Here is a 17,797-nt window from a genome sequence, read left to right on the forward strand (position 1 = left end):
CCTTCGCTCAATCTCGAACAAGAGAAAGCGAAGAGGGATCTTCCTATTTTAACCTGATAAAAATCTACCGCATCAAGCGAAGAACAAGATCAATAATTGCGCCGTAAGTACTCGTAAGAACATGGTCAACGGATATACCGTAGCGTAACCCACGGAAGGAGCGTCGTTTCCTGCCGTAGCGTTCGAGTAAGCCAATGCGGGCGGGTCTGTCGTGCTTCCGGCGATCAATCCCATCAATGTGAAATAATTGATCTTATAGAAATAACGGCCTACGCAACCGATGATCAGCAAAGGAACCGTCGTGATGATAAAACCGTAACCGATCCAGGCAAGCCCCCCGTTATTCACGATCGTATCCACGAAACCATCGCCGGCGCTGATACCCACGCAAGCGAGGAACAAGGTGATACCGATCTCACGCAACATCAAGTTAGCACTCTGAGTCGTATAAGTGATCAACTTATAATGATAACCGAAACGGCTGATCAGGATCGCCACGATCAACGGACCTCCCGCCAATCCCAATTTAACCGGCTGCGGGATACCCGGGAATGTGATCGGAATACTGCCCAATATGATACCCAGAGCGATACCGATAAAGATCGTGATCAAATTCGGCTCGTTCAGGCGTTTCAAGGAGTTACCCAATACCTTCTCTACGTTAGACACGGCCGTCTCGGTACCTACCACATTCACACGGTCGCCCACCTGCAACGTCAAGCCCGGCGTAGCTACCAAATCCATACCCGCACGATTGATACGGGTGATATTGATACCGTATAACTTACGCAGTTTCAACTGCCCCAGCTTCTTACCGTTCAACTCCGGCTTCGTGATCAGGATACGGCGGTTGATAAACTGGCTCTCCATACGGATCCATTGTTTACGTTCCATATCAATCTCCTCACCGAGGAATGTCTTTACGGACTCGGCATCTTGATCGGTCGTGATCACGAAAATCTTATCATCCTCATTCAAGGTCGTGCCAGCGGAAGCGATCTCGATCTGCTTGTTATCATTACGCCATACCCGGGAGATCACGAAATCCAGATGCTCCATCAAGCCGGACAGTTCTCCTACCGTCTTTCCGAAAACCGCCGGATTCTTCACAATCAGCGAGATCGGTTTCGCCTCATTTGTATGCGAAGCATCCTCCTTGTTCAAGTCTTCATTCTCCTTATCGAAACTCACATGGAATACGTAGCGCACGAAAATAATCGAGAGAATGATACCGATCACGCCTAGCGGATAAGCCACGGCATAACCCAAGGCGATCGTATTATCAGAAACCCCGTACATATCGGAATAAGCTTGCTGAGCCGCACCCAATCCCGGGGTATTCGTCACCGCCCCCGATAAGATACCTACCATGGTAGGCATCGGGATACCTGTCACGAAATGCAATATCAAAGCCGTAGCCACGCCCAAGAAAACGATCCCGCAGGCGAGCATATTCAACGTGATTCCCCCTTGCTTAAAAGACGAGAAGAATCCCGGGCCGACTTGCATACCCACCGAATAAACAAACAAAATCAATCCGAACTCCTTGAAAAAGTGAATCACATTGTGATTAATCGTGAATCCGAAATGCCCTAAAATAATACCTACAAACAACACCAAGGTTATTCCGAGCGAAATCCCAAATACCTTTATCTTTCCTAGCTGAATACCGGCGGCAATCACGAAAGATAGTAAAAGGATGGAATGCCCGATACCTTCTCCCCATAATAAATCGTTTATCCAATCCATTCCAAAATCTTTAAAAATCTTATTACCTATTAATAAAGGCGCGAAGTTAGGTATTTACTTTGTGTTTTACAACATAACGCCTATATTTACCTTCCAAATAAAAATCACATGAAAAAGATATATTACATTCTATCAACGCTATTCCTTTGCGTCGTAGCTACCGCGGCGCAAGAAACAGGGAAAACGGTAGTCATAAAAACCAATGTGGGTACCATGAAGGCCATCTTATATGACGATGTGCCCAATCACACCCGTACATTCATCGAACGGGCGAGACGAGGGGATTTTAACGGGACCTTGTTTACCCGTGTCTTGCCGGAGTTTATGATCCAAGGAGGAGCCCCGGATTCCAGGAACGCTCCAGCCGGTGCCAAATGCGGTTTCGGCGATCCTTCTGCCGAGATCCCACCCGAGATCAACGAGAAATATTTTCATAAGAAAGGGGCCTTGGCCGCTCCCCGCCAACCGGACGAGATCAACCCACAAAAGAAATCGGACATGTCACAATTCTTCATCGTGCAAGGCAAGGTCTACAGGGAAACCGAGCTGGATACGTTAGAGCGCACCGCCAACTATCCGGCCCGGCAAAAAGCATTGAAAGAGTTTTACGCACCGGTCCGCGCGGAACTGAATATGATCAAGATTAGCAACAAACGGGAATACCAGAAACGGATGAGGGTAATTTACGCCAAGATAGATTCCGTTATCCGGGCAACTCCCGGTCATTTATTGTTTACGGATGAGCAACGGAAGGCCTATACTACCGTAGGCGGTTGCCATCATTTGGATGGCACTTATACAATCTTCGGTGAGTTGACGGAAGGTTTCGACATCTTAGACTTGATCGCCAACCAACCGAAAGACCAGAATGACCGGCCGAAAAAAGACATCCGTATCCAAAGTATAACGATCGAATAATCCGTCACTCCTATGCTAAAGAGAGATTTCATCATGGTACAGATCGAGGAACTGGGCAAAGTGATCGCCCAGATCATCCTCAATCGTAATTCCAACGACGGGGCACGCAAGAACCCCGAGTTAATACAATCCGTCTACACGTCCTTAAAACTGGATAACGATTTCTTGCAGAATGCGCCTATCGACGAGATCCGTACCTATTTGGATGGTGATGACTCTTGCGGCCTTCAACGCATGGAGCTAGCCGCCAAGACCTTGCTGGAGGAAAGTTATCTCTTGCCCGGCGCTCAAGGCGAAAAGTTCCGGACAAGAGCGAAAGAACTATTAGAATATATCCAACGCAACGACACTACGTTCTCGTTGGAACGAGTAGCGTTGCTGGAAGAGATCAATAACTATTGAATAGGCCGCGAATCGGTGGTGGGGCCTTCCACGACCAGAAGGCCATTCTCGTCGATTCGCATTTTATCGATGAATACGACCCGCTCGTCCCCGGTCTTCCGGGTACGTCCGTGGTAAACGCAATACATTTGTTTTCCGTCCTTAGACCATGTAACGCTATTATGCCCGGTACCCGTAACGATACCGCCTTTTTCCACGTTCTTTTCTAGTACCGGATTATTGGATGCCTTCTCGAACGGTCCTAGCGGATGTTTAGACACGGCGTACCCCACCGCATAATTTGCCCCGCCGAAATAATTAGCGGAATACATCATATAATACAAGCCGTTATGACGTAGCATGAAAGAGCCTTCCGTCCAACGACGTCCGACCTCCCCTTGGGTAACCGAGCGACTTTCCCATTCGCTCTGTGCATCATCCAGTTTCACGGGCGGACGCAGTAGAAGTACAGGTTCCCCAATCACGTGCGTAAGATCCGGAGCGACCTCCACCCCGTAGATCCAGCTTTCCTCAACGGAATCGAACATGCCTTTCCTCTTCGCCTCTTCAGCGATCTCGCTTTCCACCGGATGTTTATAGCAGCAACGGGAATAATAGAGATAGGTACGGCCTTCTTCATCCTCGATTAAGTTTCCGTCGATTACAGGATATCCCGGATCGAACAAAGGGGCGTCAGCCAATTCCTTAAAGGGGCCGGTCGGCTTATCCGACACGGCTACACCGATACGGAAATTCTCCTCCTCGTTGGTCGGGTTATTCCTCCAATCCGCACTGAAGAGCATATAAAACTTACCGTCTCGCTCGTACACCTCCGGCGCCCAGAAATTAGAGACCGCCCAAGAATCGGGCGTATTACCCCGATAGACCTGCCCTTCCGGTTTCCAATGGATCAAATCATCGGAAGAATAGGCACAATAACCATCTACAGCCCCGGCTCCGGTACCATACATATAATAACGCCCGTCCGAGGCCAACAATACGTATGGATCGCCAAACTGAACCGACAAAGGATTACTGTACGTCAATTCCGGCTTTTCCGCAGCAGACTTCTTTCCCGTACAGCCCGCATTCAAACCCATAAGAATTCCCAGACAAAGGGATATTCCTATTTTCATACCTCTTTTCATTTTACTTATTTATTGGATTCAAGATTATACACTCCTTCCGCACAACGCTCCCCATCGATAGCGGCAGATACGATACCTCCCGCATAACCGGCTCCTTCTCCGCAGGGGAAAAGACCTTTTACCGTAACGTGCTGATATGTCTCCCGGTCGCGGACGATACGAACCGGAGCGGATGTACGGGTCTCTACACCGATCATAGTAGCCTCGTTGGTCAAAAAACCTTTAGAAACCTTACCGAAATAGCGGAAACCTTCACGTAGGCGGCTGGTCACGAATTCCGGCATCCAGAAATGCAACGGAGAGGCCAGTAAGCCCGGCGTATATGAAGATACCGGTAAATCGAAAGAGTTCCTCTTGCGCATGAAATCGTCCATACGCTGGGCGGGGGCTGTTTGCTTCATACCTCCATTTAACCAGCAGACTTCTTCCAGACGTTCCTGAAAGGCCATCAATGCTAACGGGGAATCCGCTTCCACTTTCTCGCCATTCCGAAGATAAAGTTCTTCCTGCCCTACCAGCCCGGGATAATCCTCCGGCCGGATCTCTACCACCATCCCGGAGTTAGACCAACGGGAACCCCGATTAGAGGGCGACATTCCATTTACCACGACCTGCCTAGGTCCACTCGCCGCAGGAACCACGAAACCTCCCGGACACATACAGAAGGAATAAACGCCCCGGTTATTCGCTTGCGTCACAAAACTATACTCTGCCGCAGGAAGATATTTTCCACGGCCTTCTTTTCGGTGATACTGGATTTGGTCGATCAATTCCTGAGGATGCTCCAAACGAACACCGACCGCTATCCCTTTCGCCTCGATCTGGATCTGGCGTTCGTATAAGTAGTTATAGACATCACGGGCAGAATGACCGGTAGCCAGAATGACCGGGCCGTAAAAGGTCTTTCCCGTATTCGTCTCGATACCGATCACCTCATCCTTCTTCATGATAAAAGCGTCCATCCGGGTCTCGAAATGTACCTCGCCTCCGCATCGCTTGATTTGCTCCCGGATATTCTCGATCACACGGGGGAGCTTGTCTGTCCCGATATGCGGATGGGCATCAGCCAAGATAGAGGAACTGGCCCCAAACTGGCAAAAGATATTCAGTATCTTATCTACCGAACCCCTTTTCTTGCTACGGGTATACAGCTTACCATCGGAATAAGCGCCGGCCCCCCCTTCACCGAAACTATAATTCGATTCTCCGTTCACCTTATGCTCACGGCTAATCAAAGCGATGTCTTTCTTACGTTCCCGCACGTCCTTACCCCGCTCGACGATGATGGGACGCAAACCTAGCTCTATCAAACGCAAGGCGGCGAACAGACCTCCCGGGCCGGCTCCTACGACGATCACTGGTTTCCCATTCGAGACATCTTTATATTCTATCGATTGATATTCCGGCTCACCGGGTATCTCGTTAATGAAAACACGGAGTTTCACGTTGACAAATATCGTTCGCTGACGTGCGTCTATCGAACGTTTCAATACCCGCACGGCTTGGATGTTTTTCGGGGCCTCACCCGTCTCACGGGCTACTACTAGCCTCAACGATTGCTCATTGACAGCCTCTTCCGGCAATATCCGGAGTTGTAATTCTTTTATCATTGTTTATCACAATTACTTTATTTTATTCTCAATCAGCATCATCCAGTTGTAGAGACGCAGCGTGCTGCGTCTCGATCCCTCAAAATGGTAACCTAAAGATACTATCAGTCGATATTGAGACGCAGCACGCTGCGTCTCTACAACTAGGAAATTACTAATGCCATAGCTTGGGTTAACCGAAAAGCTGGCGGAAAGCTTCTTCCACTTTTTTCACTTGTACGATTTGGATCTTTGCCTTCACCGTATCAAAGCCCTTTAGATTGTTATAGGGAATGATAATCCGGGAAAAACCCAGTTTCTCCGCCTCCAAGATACGTTGCTCTATACGGTTGACCGGACGGATCTCTCCGGACAAACCCACCTCTCCGGCCATACAAACACCCGGCTCGATACTGATATCCAAACTAGAGGAAAGGATGGAGCTGATTACCGCCAAATCGATAGCCGGATCATTTACTTTCAAACCTCCGGCGATATTCAGGAAAACATCTTTCTGGATCAATTTAAAACCCGCCCGTTTCTCCAATACCGCCAGCAACATATTCATACGGCGTAAATCAAATCCGGTGGCACTACGCTGCGGCGTACCGTAAACCGCTGAACTGACCAAGGCCTGCGTCTCTATCAAGAAAGGGCGTACCCCCTCGATAGTGGCAGCGATGGCGACACCGCTCAACCCCTCATGATTCTGGGTTAATAACAATTCGGATGGATTGCTTACCTCGCGAAGCCCGTTCTGGCGCATCTCGTAAATCCCCAGCTCTGCCGTACTGCCGAAACGGTTCTTGATGCTCCGCAGGATACGATACATATAATGCTGATCGCCCTCAAACTGCAACACCGTGTCCACGATATGCTCCAGTACCTTCGGACCGGCGATACTGCCTTCCTTATTGATATGGCCAATCAATAAGACCGGAACACCGCTTTCCTTGGCGTATTTCAAGATAGCGGCGCTGCACTCGCGTACTTGGGAGACACTGCCGGGAGAAGATTCCGCGACTTCCGTAAAGATGGTTTGTATGGAATCTATGATCATCAAGTCCGGCTGGATATTGGCTGCTTGCGTAAAGATCTGTTCCAGATGGGTCTCGCATAGGATGAAACAGTTCGGATTATCATGCGACAACCGGTCCGCACGGAGTTTCAATTGGCGACCACTCTCCTCACCCGATACATAAAGGGTTTTCAATTCAGTCAAGCCCAATACGGTTTGCAAGACTAAAGTGGATTTTCCGATCCCCGGTTCTCCTCCGATCAATACCAAAGAGCCCTTCACCAAGCCTCCACCAAGCACCCTGTTTAACTCATCATCTTTTAAATCGATGCGGGCCTCCTCTTCCGTCGTTATATCACGCAATAACACCGGACGGGTCTTATTGCCCTCCATAATACCGGGAACCGGTCGTTTCACGGCAGGTTCCTTCGTTACAATCTCCTCCACATAAGTGTTCCATTCCCCGCAATTCGGGCATTTACCCAGCCATTTCGGGGAATCAGCGCCACAGTTAGAGCAGAGATATACTGTTTTTGTTTTCGCCATTCTATACTGAATTTGGCGTAAAGATACAAAAAACTACTTTTCCCCTACCACAACAATTTTCTTTCCGATACCGCACCCCTTCTTAATTTCCGGGCTACCTTTCTCTTTGTACAAGAATCCACGGAACATGCCACCACTGTTATAGGGCATGGCGATATTTCCTAATTTATCCACGGCGATCAAGCCTCCATTACCAGCGTTCGTATTCAATTCCGTACGGATGATATAATCCGCAGCTTGCTCTACGCTTTCCTTGAGGTATTTATAACGGGCACAAACGTTGAACGCTACCGCATGACGGATAAAGTACTCTCCATGCCCCGTACAAGAGACGGCGCAACTGTTATTATCCGCATAGGTCCCGGCGCCGATCACGGGCGAATCACCGACACGCCCCCAACGCTTCTTGAACATACCGCCGGTACTGGTCCCCGCCGTTAAGTTTCCCTGTTTATCCAAAACGACACAGCCTACCGTACCGTTCTTCTTACTCTCCCGCTTTAGCTTCTCGACCCACTCCATCGTCTTGGGGGTAGCGAAATACATATTATCCTCCACCATTTCCAAGCCTTGTTCCTTTGCGAACTCCTCGGCACCGGTTCCGCTCAACATGACGTGTGGAGATTTTGTCTTTACGGCATAGGCGGCATTGATCGGATGTTTCACGTGTTTCAGGCCGGATACGGCGCCTGCGCTCAAATCCTTACCTTCCATGATAGACGCATCCAGCTCGAAAGTTCCCTCTGCCGTACAGGTAGCGCCGATTCCGGCGTTAAACAACGGATTTCCCTCGAAGTAATTGATTACGGCCATAACAGCCTCCGGCCCTTCACCTCCCGTTGAAAGCACCTTATCACCAATCATCAAGGCAGAGTCGAGAGCGGCATAGTACTGGGCTGATCTAACGGGATCATCTTCTATCCCCGCCATGGCTCCCGCACCACCATGTACCACGATTACATACTCCCTGTCTTGAGCGAAGGCCATAGATGAAACCATCAACGCCGCCAAAGCTATTACTTGTTTTAACATACCCTTAGTTTTTAATCATTATCCGAAAATAGGACAAATATAGGAATATATTATAAAGAAAAGGGCTTATCTCCAGATTTTTATCCGTACATTTACTACGTGAGTAATCACACTAAACAAGAATATTATGGAAGAATACATCGACACCATCATAAGAATGGGATATATCTTGATCGGAAGCGTACTGGTCTTGTTCGTGCTTTGGTATATCGTAAAAGATATCCTTAAAGCCTATGAAAAGGATTCGGATGAACCTGATTAAAAAAAGAATGCCACGGCATCAACCGCGGCACCCCTTAATACAAACAATAAAAATAAGCCTATTTATTCGTATACCAAACCGGTCCCGGCTGGCTACCCATCACGAACTCTAGCGTAGCGCCACTCATGATTTGCTCGTGGGTAATATAGCTCTTATCATAAGGCTGGCCATTTAGTTTCACGGATTGGATATAAATATTCTCCGCGGAAACCTCTGGAGCCAAAACCGTAAAGGTCTTGCCCTCGCCCACATGCATCCTCACCTCCGGGAATAACGGGGAACCGATCTCGTACCGGCCACTAACCGGATCGACCGGATAAAATCCCATAGAGCTGAACACGAACCAAGCGGACATCTGTCCACAATCCTCGTTACCACAAATACCGTCCGGGGCATTCAGATACAATTCATGCAATACCTGAGCCACGTATTTCTGGGTCTTCCAAGGCTGACCTACCTTGTTATATAAGTAAATCACATGATGGCTCGGTTCATTGCCATGCGCATACTGACCGATCATACCCGTGCTAAAGATAGGCAATTCCTCATCCGACTTCGGGATATAGGTAAACATACTATCCAATTTCTCGGCGAAACGCTCCTTGCTTCCTACCAACCCGATCAAACCATCCAAATCTTGCGGTACATACCAGAAATACTGCCAGCCATTGCTCTCGCAAATATCCTCCGTATAATCATCGGGGCTGAAATTAGCGGCAAAGTTTCCTTTCTCATCACGAGGCTGCATAAAAGAGGTAGCCGGGTTGTATACGTTACGATAGTTTTGTGAACGCTTAAAGAACTCATCGGCAATCTCTTTCTTCCCCATCTTTTCGGCCATCTTAGCGATACAATAATCATCGTAGGCGTATTCCAAGGTCTTCGACAGAGACCAGTTCTCCCATTTCTTCGGGTCGCTATAAGCCGGAACATATCCTAACTTCTTATAATCGCCGATACCCCGGTAATCATCCCGGTTGGCTGTCGCTATACAAGCTTCCAGCGCCTTCTCGGCATCAAAATCGCCGACACCTTTCAGATAAGCGTCCACGATAACGGGAACCGCATGATAACCGATCATCATATTCGTTTCCCACCCATAAAGGTTCCATAAAGGTAAAGCCCCATTCTGCTCGTAGAACTTCAAGAAACCTTTGATCATATCATTCGTACGCTCCGGCTCCGTATATGTAAACAACGGGTGAGACGCACGATAGGTATCCCATAAAGAGAAGGTGGAGTAGTTCGTCCATCCGTCTGCCTTATGGATTTGCTGATCCGGACCGTAGTAAGAACCGTCTACGTCGCTATAGATCGTCGGGGCGATCATGGAATGATATAAGGCCGTATAGAACTTCACCATATCGTCTGTATTCCGGCTCTTCACCTCAATCTTGGAAAGCTGCTTGTTCCAATTCGCGCTAGCCTGGGCCTGATAATAATCGAAATCATCCTTCGGGGCTTCCGCACGCAAGTTCTTTCCCGCTCCCTCCATGCTGACCCCGGAAATTCCGGTCGTGACAAGGATTTCCTCATCCTTCTTCGTATTGAAGTCGAAACGGGCCACATATGCCGTACCGATCCAACCTTTCTCCTTGGTCACGATAGAAGTCGTGTCTATATGATAAGCCGCAAAAGGCTTGGAGAAACGGGTCTCGAAATAAACATGTTGCAAGGGAGACCATCCTTGGGACAGGCGGTATCCGCGGATTGTCGTAGAGTCTATCACCTCGATCTTGGAGTCTAAGGTAAAATCCCAGTTCATCGCCTTCTTTAAGTTCAGGAACACCGAAGCCTCAGCCTCTGGGAAGGTATACCGTTGGATACCGCAACGCTCGGTAGCCGTAAGCTCCACGTTAATGTTATAATCCTTCAGCAATACCCGGTAATATCCGGCAGAGGCCGCCTCATCATTATGCGAGAACGTGGAATAGATACCTAACGGTGCCGGAGCCTCTTTATAAGGACGGGTCACGGGCATAAAAGAGATATCGTATAAATCGCCTGCCCCCGTACCAGAAAGGTGCGTATGGCTGAAACCGGCGATAGTCGTATCCGGATAGAAATATCCAGAGATGCGGTCCCAACCCGGCAAACCGTTATCCGGGCTTAATTGTACCATACCAAAAGGAACTTGGGCTCCCGGATAGGTATTACCGGTAAAGTCCGTACCGATCATGGGATTCACATATTGCGAGTAATCTGCCTCCTGTTTCTTTTCAGGCGTGCAGGCCACGAGCGCCAGCAAGGAGACCGCCAATATAGACATGTGCTTCATGTTATTATACAATTCGTTTTGAGTTTGAGCAAACATACGTAAATTATTCCGAAAGAGAAATAGTTTCCTGAGAAAACTTTCTATTTTCATTGGGGTGAAAATCTTTTTCATTAAGACGTGAATTCGGTGAAATCCATTAACTTTGTATAAAAACTACGATAATATGGAAAATAAGACATCGACGCTTCGCCTGATTTATCCACAATGGCAAGGTGGGATCATCAATCATTGGATACCGGATATTCCTGCTGATGACGCTTCCAGAGGATATTACTTAGGCGCTCAATTACTCAATTTCCTAGCGCCCAAAAGTCCCCAGAAGACTGTGGAAGTTCCTGTTTCATTAGACATTAATGATAGGGAAACCGACTTGGGAGTCAGTGCCCGTAAGGTTATCTTGAAACAAACCAAGGCCGCTATCGGGCTACTTCAAGAGAATGCCCCGGAAAGGATCATTACCTTAGGGGGCGAATGCTCGGTAAGTGTCGTACCCTTCACCTATCTGGCCGCTAAATACCCGGATGATATCGCCGTTGTCTGGATAGATGCCCATCCGGATATAAACTTACCATATGACGAGTATAAGGGATATCACGCAATGGCTCTCACGGCTTGCCTAGGAATGGGTGACGAGGAAATTCTTCAATTATTACCGGGAAAATTCAAAGTCGCAAATACCTTAATCGTAGGTTTACGCTCATGGGACGAAGGGATGAAAGAACGGCAGAAAGAGCTAGGTATAAAAGGATTATCCCCAGAGGAGGTAGCGAAAGATAGTTCTCCCATCCTTGAATGGTTAAAAGGGACGGGCGTATCTAAAGTGGTTGTTCATTTCGATATGGATGTGATCGATCCCGCAGATATGATAGCGGGAGTCGGCGTAGAGCCTAACGGGATGAGAACAGACGAGGTCGTTCGTGTTATCAATGATATAGCATCCGAATATGACCTGGTAGGCCTTACGGTAGCCGAGCCGATGCCTCGTATTGCCATCAAACTTAGGAATATGCTAAGACAGTTACCTTTATTGAAATAATAAAAAAGACGTAACTCCATGTAGGGTTACGTCTTTTTTTCAATAACGTTTATAACTTTCGGGATCTATCCCTCATTATTATTTTCCTCATCCTCATTCCCCTCGTCTTCTTCCTTCGGGGCTTTCTTCACGAAGAACGCACTCAACTCATACAAACCATAGAGCGGCAAGAATACGATACTCAACGTAAACGGATCACTACTTGGAGTGATGAACGCCGCACCAACTAACAGGCCGACAACCGCATGCCGTCTGTATTTATGGAAGAAAGAGCGATTTAGCAACCCCATCTGAGATAATAGCCAAGAAACCAACGGCATCTCAAAAACAATTCCCATCACGAATATCAACATCAAGAAGTTATCCATGTAAGAATCAAGCGATACCTGTTCCGTAATGGCGGCACTCAACTCGTAAGTCGCCAAGAAACGTAGCGTCATCGGGAACACCAAGAAATAACCGACCGAGCATCCGATAAAGAACATAATCGTTCCGAACAAGAATACCCAACGCACATTTTTCTTCTCATTCTCATAGAGAGCCGGACTTACGAACTTCCAGATCTCCCACATCAAATAAGGGAAAGTCAATAATAACGCCAACCAGAAAGAACTTGTCATATGCGTAAAAAACTGGGAAGCCAGCTTGATATTGACAATGTTCACGTGGAACGTATCATTACAAAAGTCCGGGAGAAAAGAAAAATGAGAACTAATCTTACACATTTCCCGATAGACGATGAAATCGGAGCTACACGGGGCCATCACGACATTATCGAACAGCCACGGCATTACCGAGAACCCGGCTATAGCAAAAATAAAGAGCGCTAAAATAGAACGAAATAAAGTCCAACGAAGTTCTTCCAGGTGATCCCAGAATGACATTTCTTCTTGTTGCATCTTCCTTTACTTCTTTTCCGTATCGTCTAATTTGATATCGTCTTCCAAACCTTTTACACCGTCCTTGAAATTCTTCACTCCCTTACCGATACCTTTCATCAGCTCAGGAATTTTCTTACCGCCGAAAAGTAATAACACAACAATGGCGATGATCACGATCTCGCCTGTACCCAAGTTTCCTAAAAATAGTAATTCATTCATGATATTATAATATTAGTCATTAATATTCTCGTTTCTATGGGGGCAAAGATACAATTTGTAATGAATAGTAGCCTCATTATTCCAAATTTATTACCTTTGTACCGTCTTAAAAAACTGAAATTAGAAAAAAATTAGAAAGATGAAAGCGTATGTATTTCCCGGTCAGGGAGCACAGTTCGTAGGAATGGGCAAAGACCTCTACGATAATAATTCTCTTGCTAAAGAGATGTTTGAGAAGGCTAATGAGATCCTTGGTTTCCGTATCACGGATTTAATGTTTGCCGGAACGGACGAGGATCTGAGACAGACCAAGGTTACTCAACCCGCGATCTTCTTACACTCTGTCATTCTCGCGAAAACATTGGGCGACCAATTCCAACCGGACATGGTTGCCGGTCACTCATTAGGAGAATTCTCCGCCTTGGTAGCTGCCGGAGCACTGTCTTTCGAGGACGGTTTGGTATTAGTTTCCAAACGTGCCATGGCTATGCAAAAGGCTTGTGAGGCGACTCCTTCTACAATGGCTGCCGTTTTAGCTTTGCCGGACGCTACGGTTGAGGAAATTTGCGCAAGCATCAAGGACGAGGTAGTGGTTTGCGCCAACTATAATTGCCCGGGCCAGTTGGTAATCTCCGGTTCTATCCCCGGTATCGATCAGGCTTGCGAGAAGTTATTGGCTGCCGGCGCTAAGCGTGCCTTGAAGTTGAAGGTAGGAGGAGCGTTCCACTCTCCATTGATGGAACCGGCTCGTGCGGAGTTGGCTGCCGCTATCGAGACTACGACTGTTAATAAACCATCTTGCCCGGTTTACCAGAACGTAAGTACGAAGGCCGAGACTTGCCCGGAGACAATCAAGGCTAACTTGATCGCCCAGTTGACTGCCCCGGTACGTTGGACCCAAAGCGTACAGAACATGATCGCCGATGGAGCTACTCATTTCATCGAGTTAGGCCCGGGTGCCGTTCTTCAGGGATTGGTTAAAAAGATCAATAAGGCAATGACTACGGAAGGTATGCAATAATCTGCTTTTCAAGGGTAATAAAGATAAAAATCCGGAAAGGATGGAGAGTTCTCTCTCGCGTCTTTTCCGGATTTTCTTATATGATAATGGCTCGAAAAAACATGAACGTTAAACCAATCAAAGACCAACGTTGTTTTATACTGTAAACACAATTCAGAATATAGAAAATGGAGACAATACAACAGAAAAATAGAATCATCCTACTCTGGCCGGATGGCGCTCCCACCAGTAACGGGTTGGCCGGCGTAGAATTGGAAGATACCCCGAATGCCATATCCAATATATCGAACCCTTCTTTATTGGTTTATCCGGCAGGCAAGCCGAATGGCAAGGCGATCTTGATGTGTCCGGGTGGCGGGCTTTCCAAGATTTCGATCGGACATGAAGGACGCGATATGGCCGCATGGTTCAATGCGCAAGGTATCACTTATGCCGTATTGAAATACCGGATGCCGAACGGACATAGGGAAGTCCCGCTGGATGATGTTCGCCAAGGTCTACGCATCCTTCGGAATTACTCGGAAGAGTGGAAGATCACGAAAGTCGGTGTCATGGGTGCTTCCATTGGCGGCTATATCGCCGGGCATGCCGCAATATTCGGGGTAGATGACGCACGTCCGGATTTCCAAATACTTCTTTATCCGGTTATCAGTATGCTGCCTCATTTAACGCATCTTAAATCAAGGGAACGACTATTAGGAGCGAACCCCACGCATGAGGAAGAGGAAGCTTTCTCCCTGGAATTGCACGTAAACTCACAAACACCTCCCGCTTTTATAGCATTAGCTTCGGATGATGAGGCGGTTAGCCCGGAGAATAGCGTGCTTTATTATCTCGCTTTACTAAAAAACAAAGTGTCTGCCTCCTTACACATCTACCCGAAAGGCGGCCATAGTTTTGGATTCCGGGACAACTTCGTCTACAAACGTCAATGGACCGACGAGCTGGAGAAATGGTTAAGCATGATCGAATAAGAGACTCGGGGTAAAACTCGAAGTCTCCATGATCCTACTTCTGTTCACCATAAGGAGGAGACGGAGGCTCACAAATCCAATCCGTCCGGTTCTCAATCGTATAACGGAGTTTCTCCGGTGCTTGCCGGGTATAAAAAAGCAAGGCTATTTTTACCGCATTATCTTCTACCCAATAAATAATCTTTGTATTCGGATGCTGGGTGAAAGAACGGAAACATTGCGGATAATCAGATAATAAAGGTTCTATTTGCCCCATACCGGGAAATATACAGAAATCATTGAAAGTCCGTTTTATCAAAACATAAATAGTATCAGCTTTCTTACATCCATAAGAAATCGAGCAATACGCATAGAACTCATCTAGTTGTTGATTTGCCAAAGGAGAAATCTTTAGATCTAAGTTTTTCATCTATTCACATTTTATATGATGTCTTTTTTCAAATTCCCTAAAAAAATCCTCGCCATCAATCATACGCCCATTCCGGTCATCTTCCAAAACCTGCTCAATCAGACCATGAAGCTTTTCTTTTGATGGGAATTGAAGCAAATTCGGAATAGGTTCCATAGATACCTCCTTGTCCTCCTTATACTCAAAAATCTGATCCTCAATAGAGATCAATAAATCCTCATCTTCTATCTCTGTAATCAACTTAATTAAGTCGCTCCTACGTCTATTTAATGATTCCTTTGACATATACAAATTCTCCTTCTACTTTTATGTTCGCACCAAAGATAATGAAATATATCTATAAAAACGGTGCCACACAAATAAATGCGTGACACCGAAAAAGTATATGTAAAACAGACCAAGCAGATTCACTATTTAGCGTTCCACCACAGTGGAGTAGTCGTCAAATCCGGACCGCCCAAAAGCTGGAGAGCTTGCGCATATCCCGCTTGATTGTTCGTTTGGATATTCGCCGGATAACGGTAACGTTTCGGGTAAAAATCCCAACGGCATTCTTTAGAGGTAGCGACCGTCAGAGGTACTTGATTCAATGGGTTGTAATCTTTCTCTACCGCTTGGTTCTCAAAGAAAGGAAGACCTAAACGGCGATGATCGCTCCAAGCCTCTTCCGGTAGCCAAGGAACTTGCGCTATATATTTCTGGGTGATAATCTTCGTAAGGATATCATTATTATATGCGCCATTCCGGTAGATCGAGTTCTGAGGATATTCATATGTACGGCTCTTCATCTCTTTTGTATATGGGTCCGTATAACGGATCGTATACGCTTTCGCCTCCGTCGTATGGTCGAAAGCGACAGAAGTACCGATACGGTTGTATTCCCGAGATGATAAGTAATCACCGACCTGGCTCAACAACCCGTGATATTCAAAACTCGCTGTAATACCGGACTCATAATTGGATTTAGCCGTTCCCGGAACCTTCCAACCTTTCACAGCGGCTTCCGCCAATAAGAAGTAACTTTCCCATGGGCCGAAGAAGACACGCTTGTTGGTACTCATACGATATTGCTTAGACATAGAGGGATAATTGTAGTTCTTGCCTGTCAGCTCACTTACCAGACCGGCTTTCACATCCCATTCTCCCGCTACCCAAGTGTCCCACGTATATTTCGGGTCGATCGTCAACATATTCTGGGTATTGTCTGCCGGATTCTTCAAGTTAACCGGTTTCACCTCGCTAGCCGCACCGATATAATCGGAATAGACCACGCCATCATCCCACCCTACGACACTAAACAGTTTCGGGGCACGGGGATCTACGTATTGAGGAATACCGTCAAAATAGAAACCGGCGCACGGATCGTTCGTTGTCAGAGGGAAATGTTGGCTCAAATACAAACCCTGATACTCATACGGATTCTTCAAATGGCTTTTCAAAGAGTCCGGCAACGGAAATTCCTGTCCCCCCAAACCTACCACCAAGTTCTTAAACGTCACGGACATCGCCTGCCCGTTCCAAGGACGAGACATCACGCTCGTCAGCTCATCCCAACCCTCTTTCTCCTGTACGGAAGCGATATCGGCCAGCTCGGAGATAAATGTCTTAGAGGCGGCATCCTCAAATTCCGCTTTTGCCAAGGCTGGATCGACAGCCGAGATACGCATCGCCAAACGCATACGCAAAGAGTTGGCATATTTCTGCCATTTCGTTACATCTCCCGCATAGAAAGCATCCTCGTTAGCCATAGCGGACATGTCCAAGGAAGGGTCTAACGCAGACTCTGCCTCACGTAATTCTTTCAATATAAATTGATAGATCGCCTCCACGCTATCGTACTCAGCCGGTACACCGGAGAAAGCGGCCAACGCCGGGATCGGACCGAAGCCGTCCGCGACTTCCGAGTTCAAGTAAGCACGCCAGATACGGGCCATCTGGATCACATTCTTATAATAGGGATAGGTATTCGCCTCACCATTGGCCACCATCCGCTCTCCCAACTGGATCGCTTTGGTTGCTTGGTTCAGCCAACCTACGGCGTAATCGTTACTCAGGTAGGTAGTACTGTAATCGTTGTTGTCCGTACCGATCGTAAAACCACTCCCCCTATTGAAGCGGGAAGCACGATCCCAGTACAGGATAAAGATACGCTCGGCTATCTCCGGGTTCATCTGGTCTCCTATGATAGAGGCATTCAGGAACCATTGGGGCTTCACCTTATCCTCTCCTACAAGATTCGGGTCTTCATTGATCTCCTGAAAATCATTACAGGAGGAAAGAAGAGCGACCACCGATACCAATCCGGCAAAAAGTATATTTCTTGTTTTCATCTTCAT

17 protein-coding genes are annotated in these 17,797 nt (G+C 47.2%); 6 read left to right on the plus strand and 11 right to left on the minus strand.

All coding sequences use genetic code 11. The features are described 5' to 3' along the window. Nucleotides 1-72 precede the first annotated feature (72 nt). Entirely contained in the window at nt 73-1,749 is a 1,677-nt protein-coding gene (locus tag Q0110_RS01015) for a putative transporter (RefSeq protein WP_297900969.1), read from the minus strand. A 108-nt stretch (nt 1,750-1,857) separates the two neighbouring features. Between Q0110_RS01015 and Q0110_RS01020 the strand changes: the two genes are divergently transcribed. Together Q0110_RS01020 and Q0110_RS01025 are read left to right on the plus strand one after the other, a co-directional pair. After that, nucleotides 1,858-2,667, plus strand: a complete 810-nt coding sequence (locus Q0110_RS01020; RefSeq protein WP_297900972.1) for a peptidylprolyl isomerase — start codon at nt 1,858-1,860, stop codon at nt 2,665-2,667. Nucleotides 2,668-2,679: 12 nt separating this feature from the next. Further along, a complete protein-coding gene (locus Q0110_RS01025; protein ID WP_297900975.1) occupies nt 2,680-3,069 on the plus strand; it encodes a hypothetical protein in 390 nt (129 codons plus the stop codon). Here Q0110_RS01025 and Q0110_RS01030 read toward each other — a convergent pair. From Q0110_RS01030 to Q0110_RS01045, 4 genes are all read right to left on the minus strand, one after another. Then, nucleotides 3,063-4,184, minus strand: coding sequence for a glycoside hydrolase family 43 protein (locus tag Q0110_RS01030; RefSeq protein WP_297900979.1), 1,122 nt, complete (start codon nt 4,182-4,184; stop codon nt 3,063-3,065). The genes Q0110_RS01025 and Q0110_RS01030 overlap by 7 nt on opposite strands. Before the next feature lie 17 nt (nt 4,185-4,201). Beyond that, nucleotides 4,202-5,806: an FAD-dependent protein gene (locus tag Q0110_RS01035; RefSeq protein ID WP_297900982.1), complete on the minus strand. Its 1,605-nt coding sequence runs from the start codon at nt 5,804-5,806 to the stop codon at nt 4,202-4,204. Nucleotides 5,807-5,978: 172 nt separating this feature from the next. Continuing rightward, nucleotides 5,979-7,349, minus strand: a complete 1,371-nt coding sequence (gene radA, locus Q0110_RS01040; protein ID WP_297900985.1) for a DNA repair protein RadA — start codon at nt 7,347-7,349, stop codon at nt 5,979-5,981. 33 nt (nt 7,350-7,382) lie between these two features. Beyond that, nucleotides 7,383-8,381, minus strand: coding sequence for an isoaspartyl peptidase/L-asparaginase (locus tag Q0110_RS01045; RefSeq protein WP_297900988.1), 999 nt, complete (start codon nt 8,379-8,381; stop codon nt 7,383-7,385). Between the two features lie 127 nt (nt 8,382-8,508). Between Q0110_RS01045 and Q0110_RS01050 the strand changes: the two genes are divergently transcribed. Beyond that, on the plus strand, nt 8,509-8,643 hold the full coding sequence (locus Q0110_RS01050; RefSeq protein WP_297900991.1) for a hypothetical protein: 135 nt from the start codon (nt 8,509-8,511) through the stop codon (nt 8,641-8,643). Between the two features lie 58 nt (nt 8,644-8,701). On the opposite strand, the gene Q0110_RS01055 is transcribed toward Q0110_RS01050, so the two are convergent. Further along, entirely contained in the window at nt 8,702-10,957 is a 2,256-nt protein-coding gene (locus tag Q0110_RS01055) for a GH92 family glycosyl hydrolase (protein ID WP_297901362.1), read from the minus strand. A gap of 127 nt (nt 10,958-11,084) precedes the next feature. Here Q0110_RS01055 and Q0110_RS01060 point away from each other — a divergent pair, with 127 nt between their 5' ends. Then, on the plus strand, nt 11,085-11,957 hold the full coding sequence (locus Q0110_RS01060) for an arginase family protein (protein ID WP_297900994.1): 873 nt from the start codon (nt 11,085-11,087) through the stop codon (nt 11,955-11,957). 65 nt (nt 11,958-12,022) lie between these two features. On the opposite strand, the gene tatC is transcribed toward Q0110_RS01060, so the two are convergent. Together tatC and tatA are read right to left on the minus strand one after the other, a co-directional pair. Then, nucleotides 12,023-12,856, minus strand: a complete 834-nt coding sequence (tatC, locus tag Q0110_RS01065) for a twin-arginine translocase subunit TatC (RefSeq protein WP_297900997.1) — start codon at nt 12,854-12,856, stop codon at nt 12,023-12,025. Between the two features lie 6 nt (nt 12,857-12,862). Then, a complete protein-coding gene (gene tatA, locus Q0110_RS01070) occupies nt 12,863-13,057 on the minus strand; it encodes a twin-arginine translocase TatA/TatE family subunit (protein WP_005858259.1) in 195 nt (64 codons plus the stop codon). 139 nt (nt 13,058-13,196) lie between these two features. On the opposite strand from tatA, the gene fabD reads away from it, so the two are divergent. Both fabD and Q0110_RS01080 read left to right on the plus strand, forming a co-directional pair. Then, entirely contained in the window at nt 13,197-14,078 is an 882-nt protein-coding gene (gene fabD / locus Q0110_RS01075) for an ACP S-malonyltransferase (RefSeq protein WP_297901027.1), read from the plus strand. 167 nt (nt 14,079-14,245) lie between these two features. Then, nucleotides 14,246-15,052, plus strand: a complete 807-nt coding sequence (locus tag Q0110_RS01080) for an alpha/beta hydrolase (RefSeq protein WP_297901030.1) — start codon at nt 14,246-14,248, stop codon at nt 15,050-15,052. 34 nt (nt 15,053-15,086) lie between these two features. On the opposite strand, the gene Q0110_RS01085 is transcribed toward Q0110_RS01080, so the two are convergent. The 3 genes from Q0110_RS01085 to Q0110_RS01095 form a co-directional block, all read right to left on the minus strand. Beyond that, nucleotides 15,087-15,461 (minus strand): hypothetical protein, encoded by a 375-nt coding sequence (locus Q0110_RS01085; RefSeq protein WP_297901033.1) that lies wholly within the window; start codon nt 15,459-15,461, stop codon nt 15,087-15,089. Further along, complete coding sequence (locus Q0110_RS01090) at nt 15,462-15,746, minus strand: hypothetical protein (RefSeq protein ID WP_297901036.1); 285 nt, start codon at nt 15,744-15,746, stop codon at nt 15,462-15,464. Nucleotides 15,747-15,871: 125 nt separating this feature from the next. After that, complete coding sequence (locus Q0110_RS01095) at nt 15,872-17,791, minus strand: SusD/RagB family nutrient-binding outer membrane lipoprotein (RefSeq protein ID WP_297901038.1); 1,920 nt, start codon at nt 17,789-17,791, stop codon at nt 15,872-15,874. Nucleotides 17,792-17,797: the final 6 nt, after the last annotated feature.

The sequence above is a fragment of the uncultured Parabacteroides sp. genome (assembly GCF_947855115.1).
GTDB lineage: Bacteria > Bacteroidota > Bacteroidia > Bacteroidales > Tannerellaceae > Parabacteroides.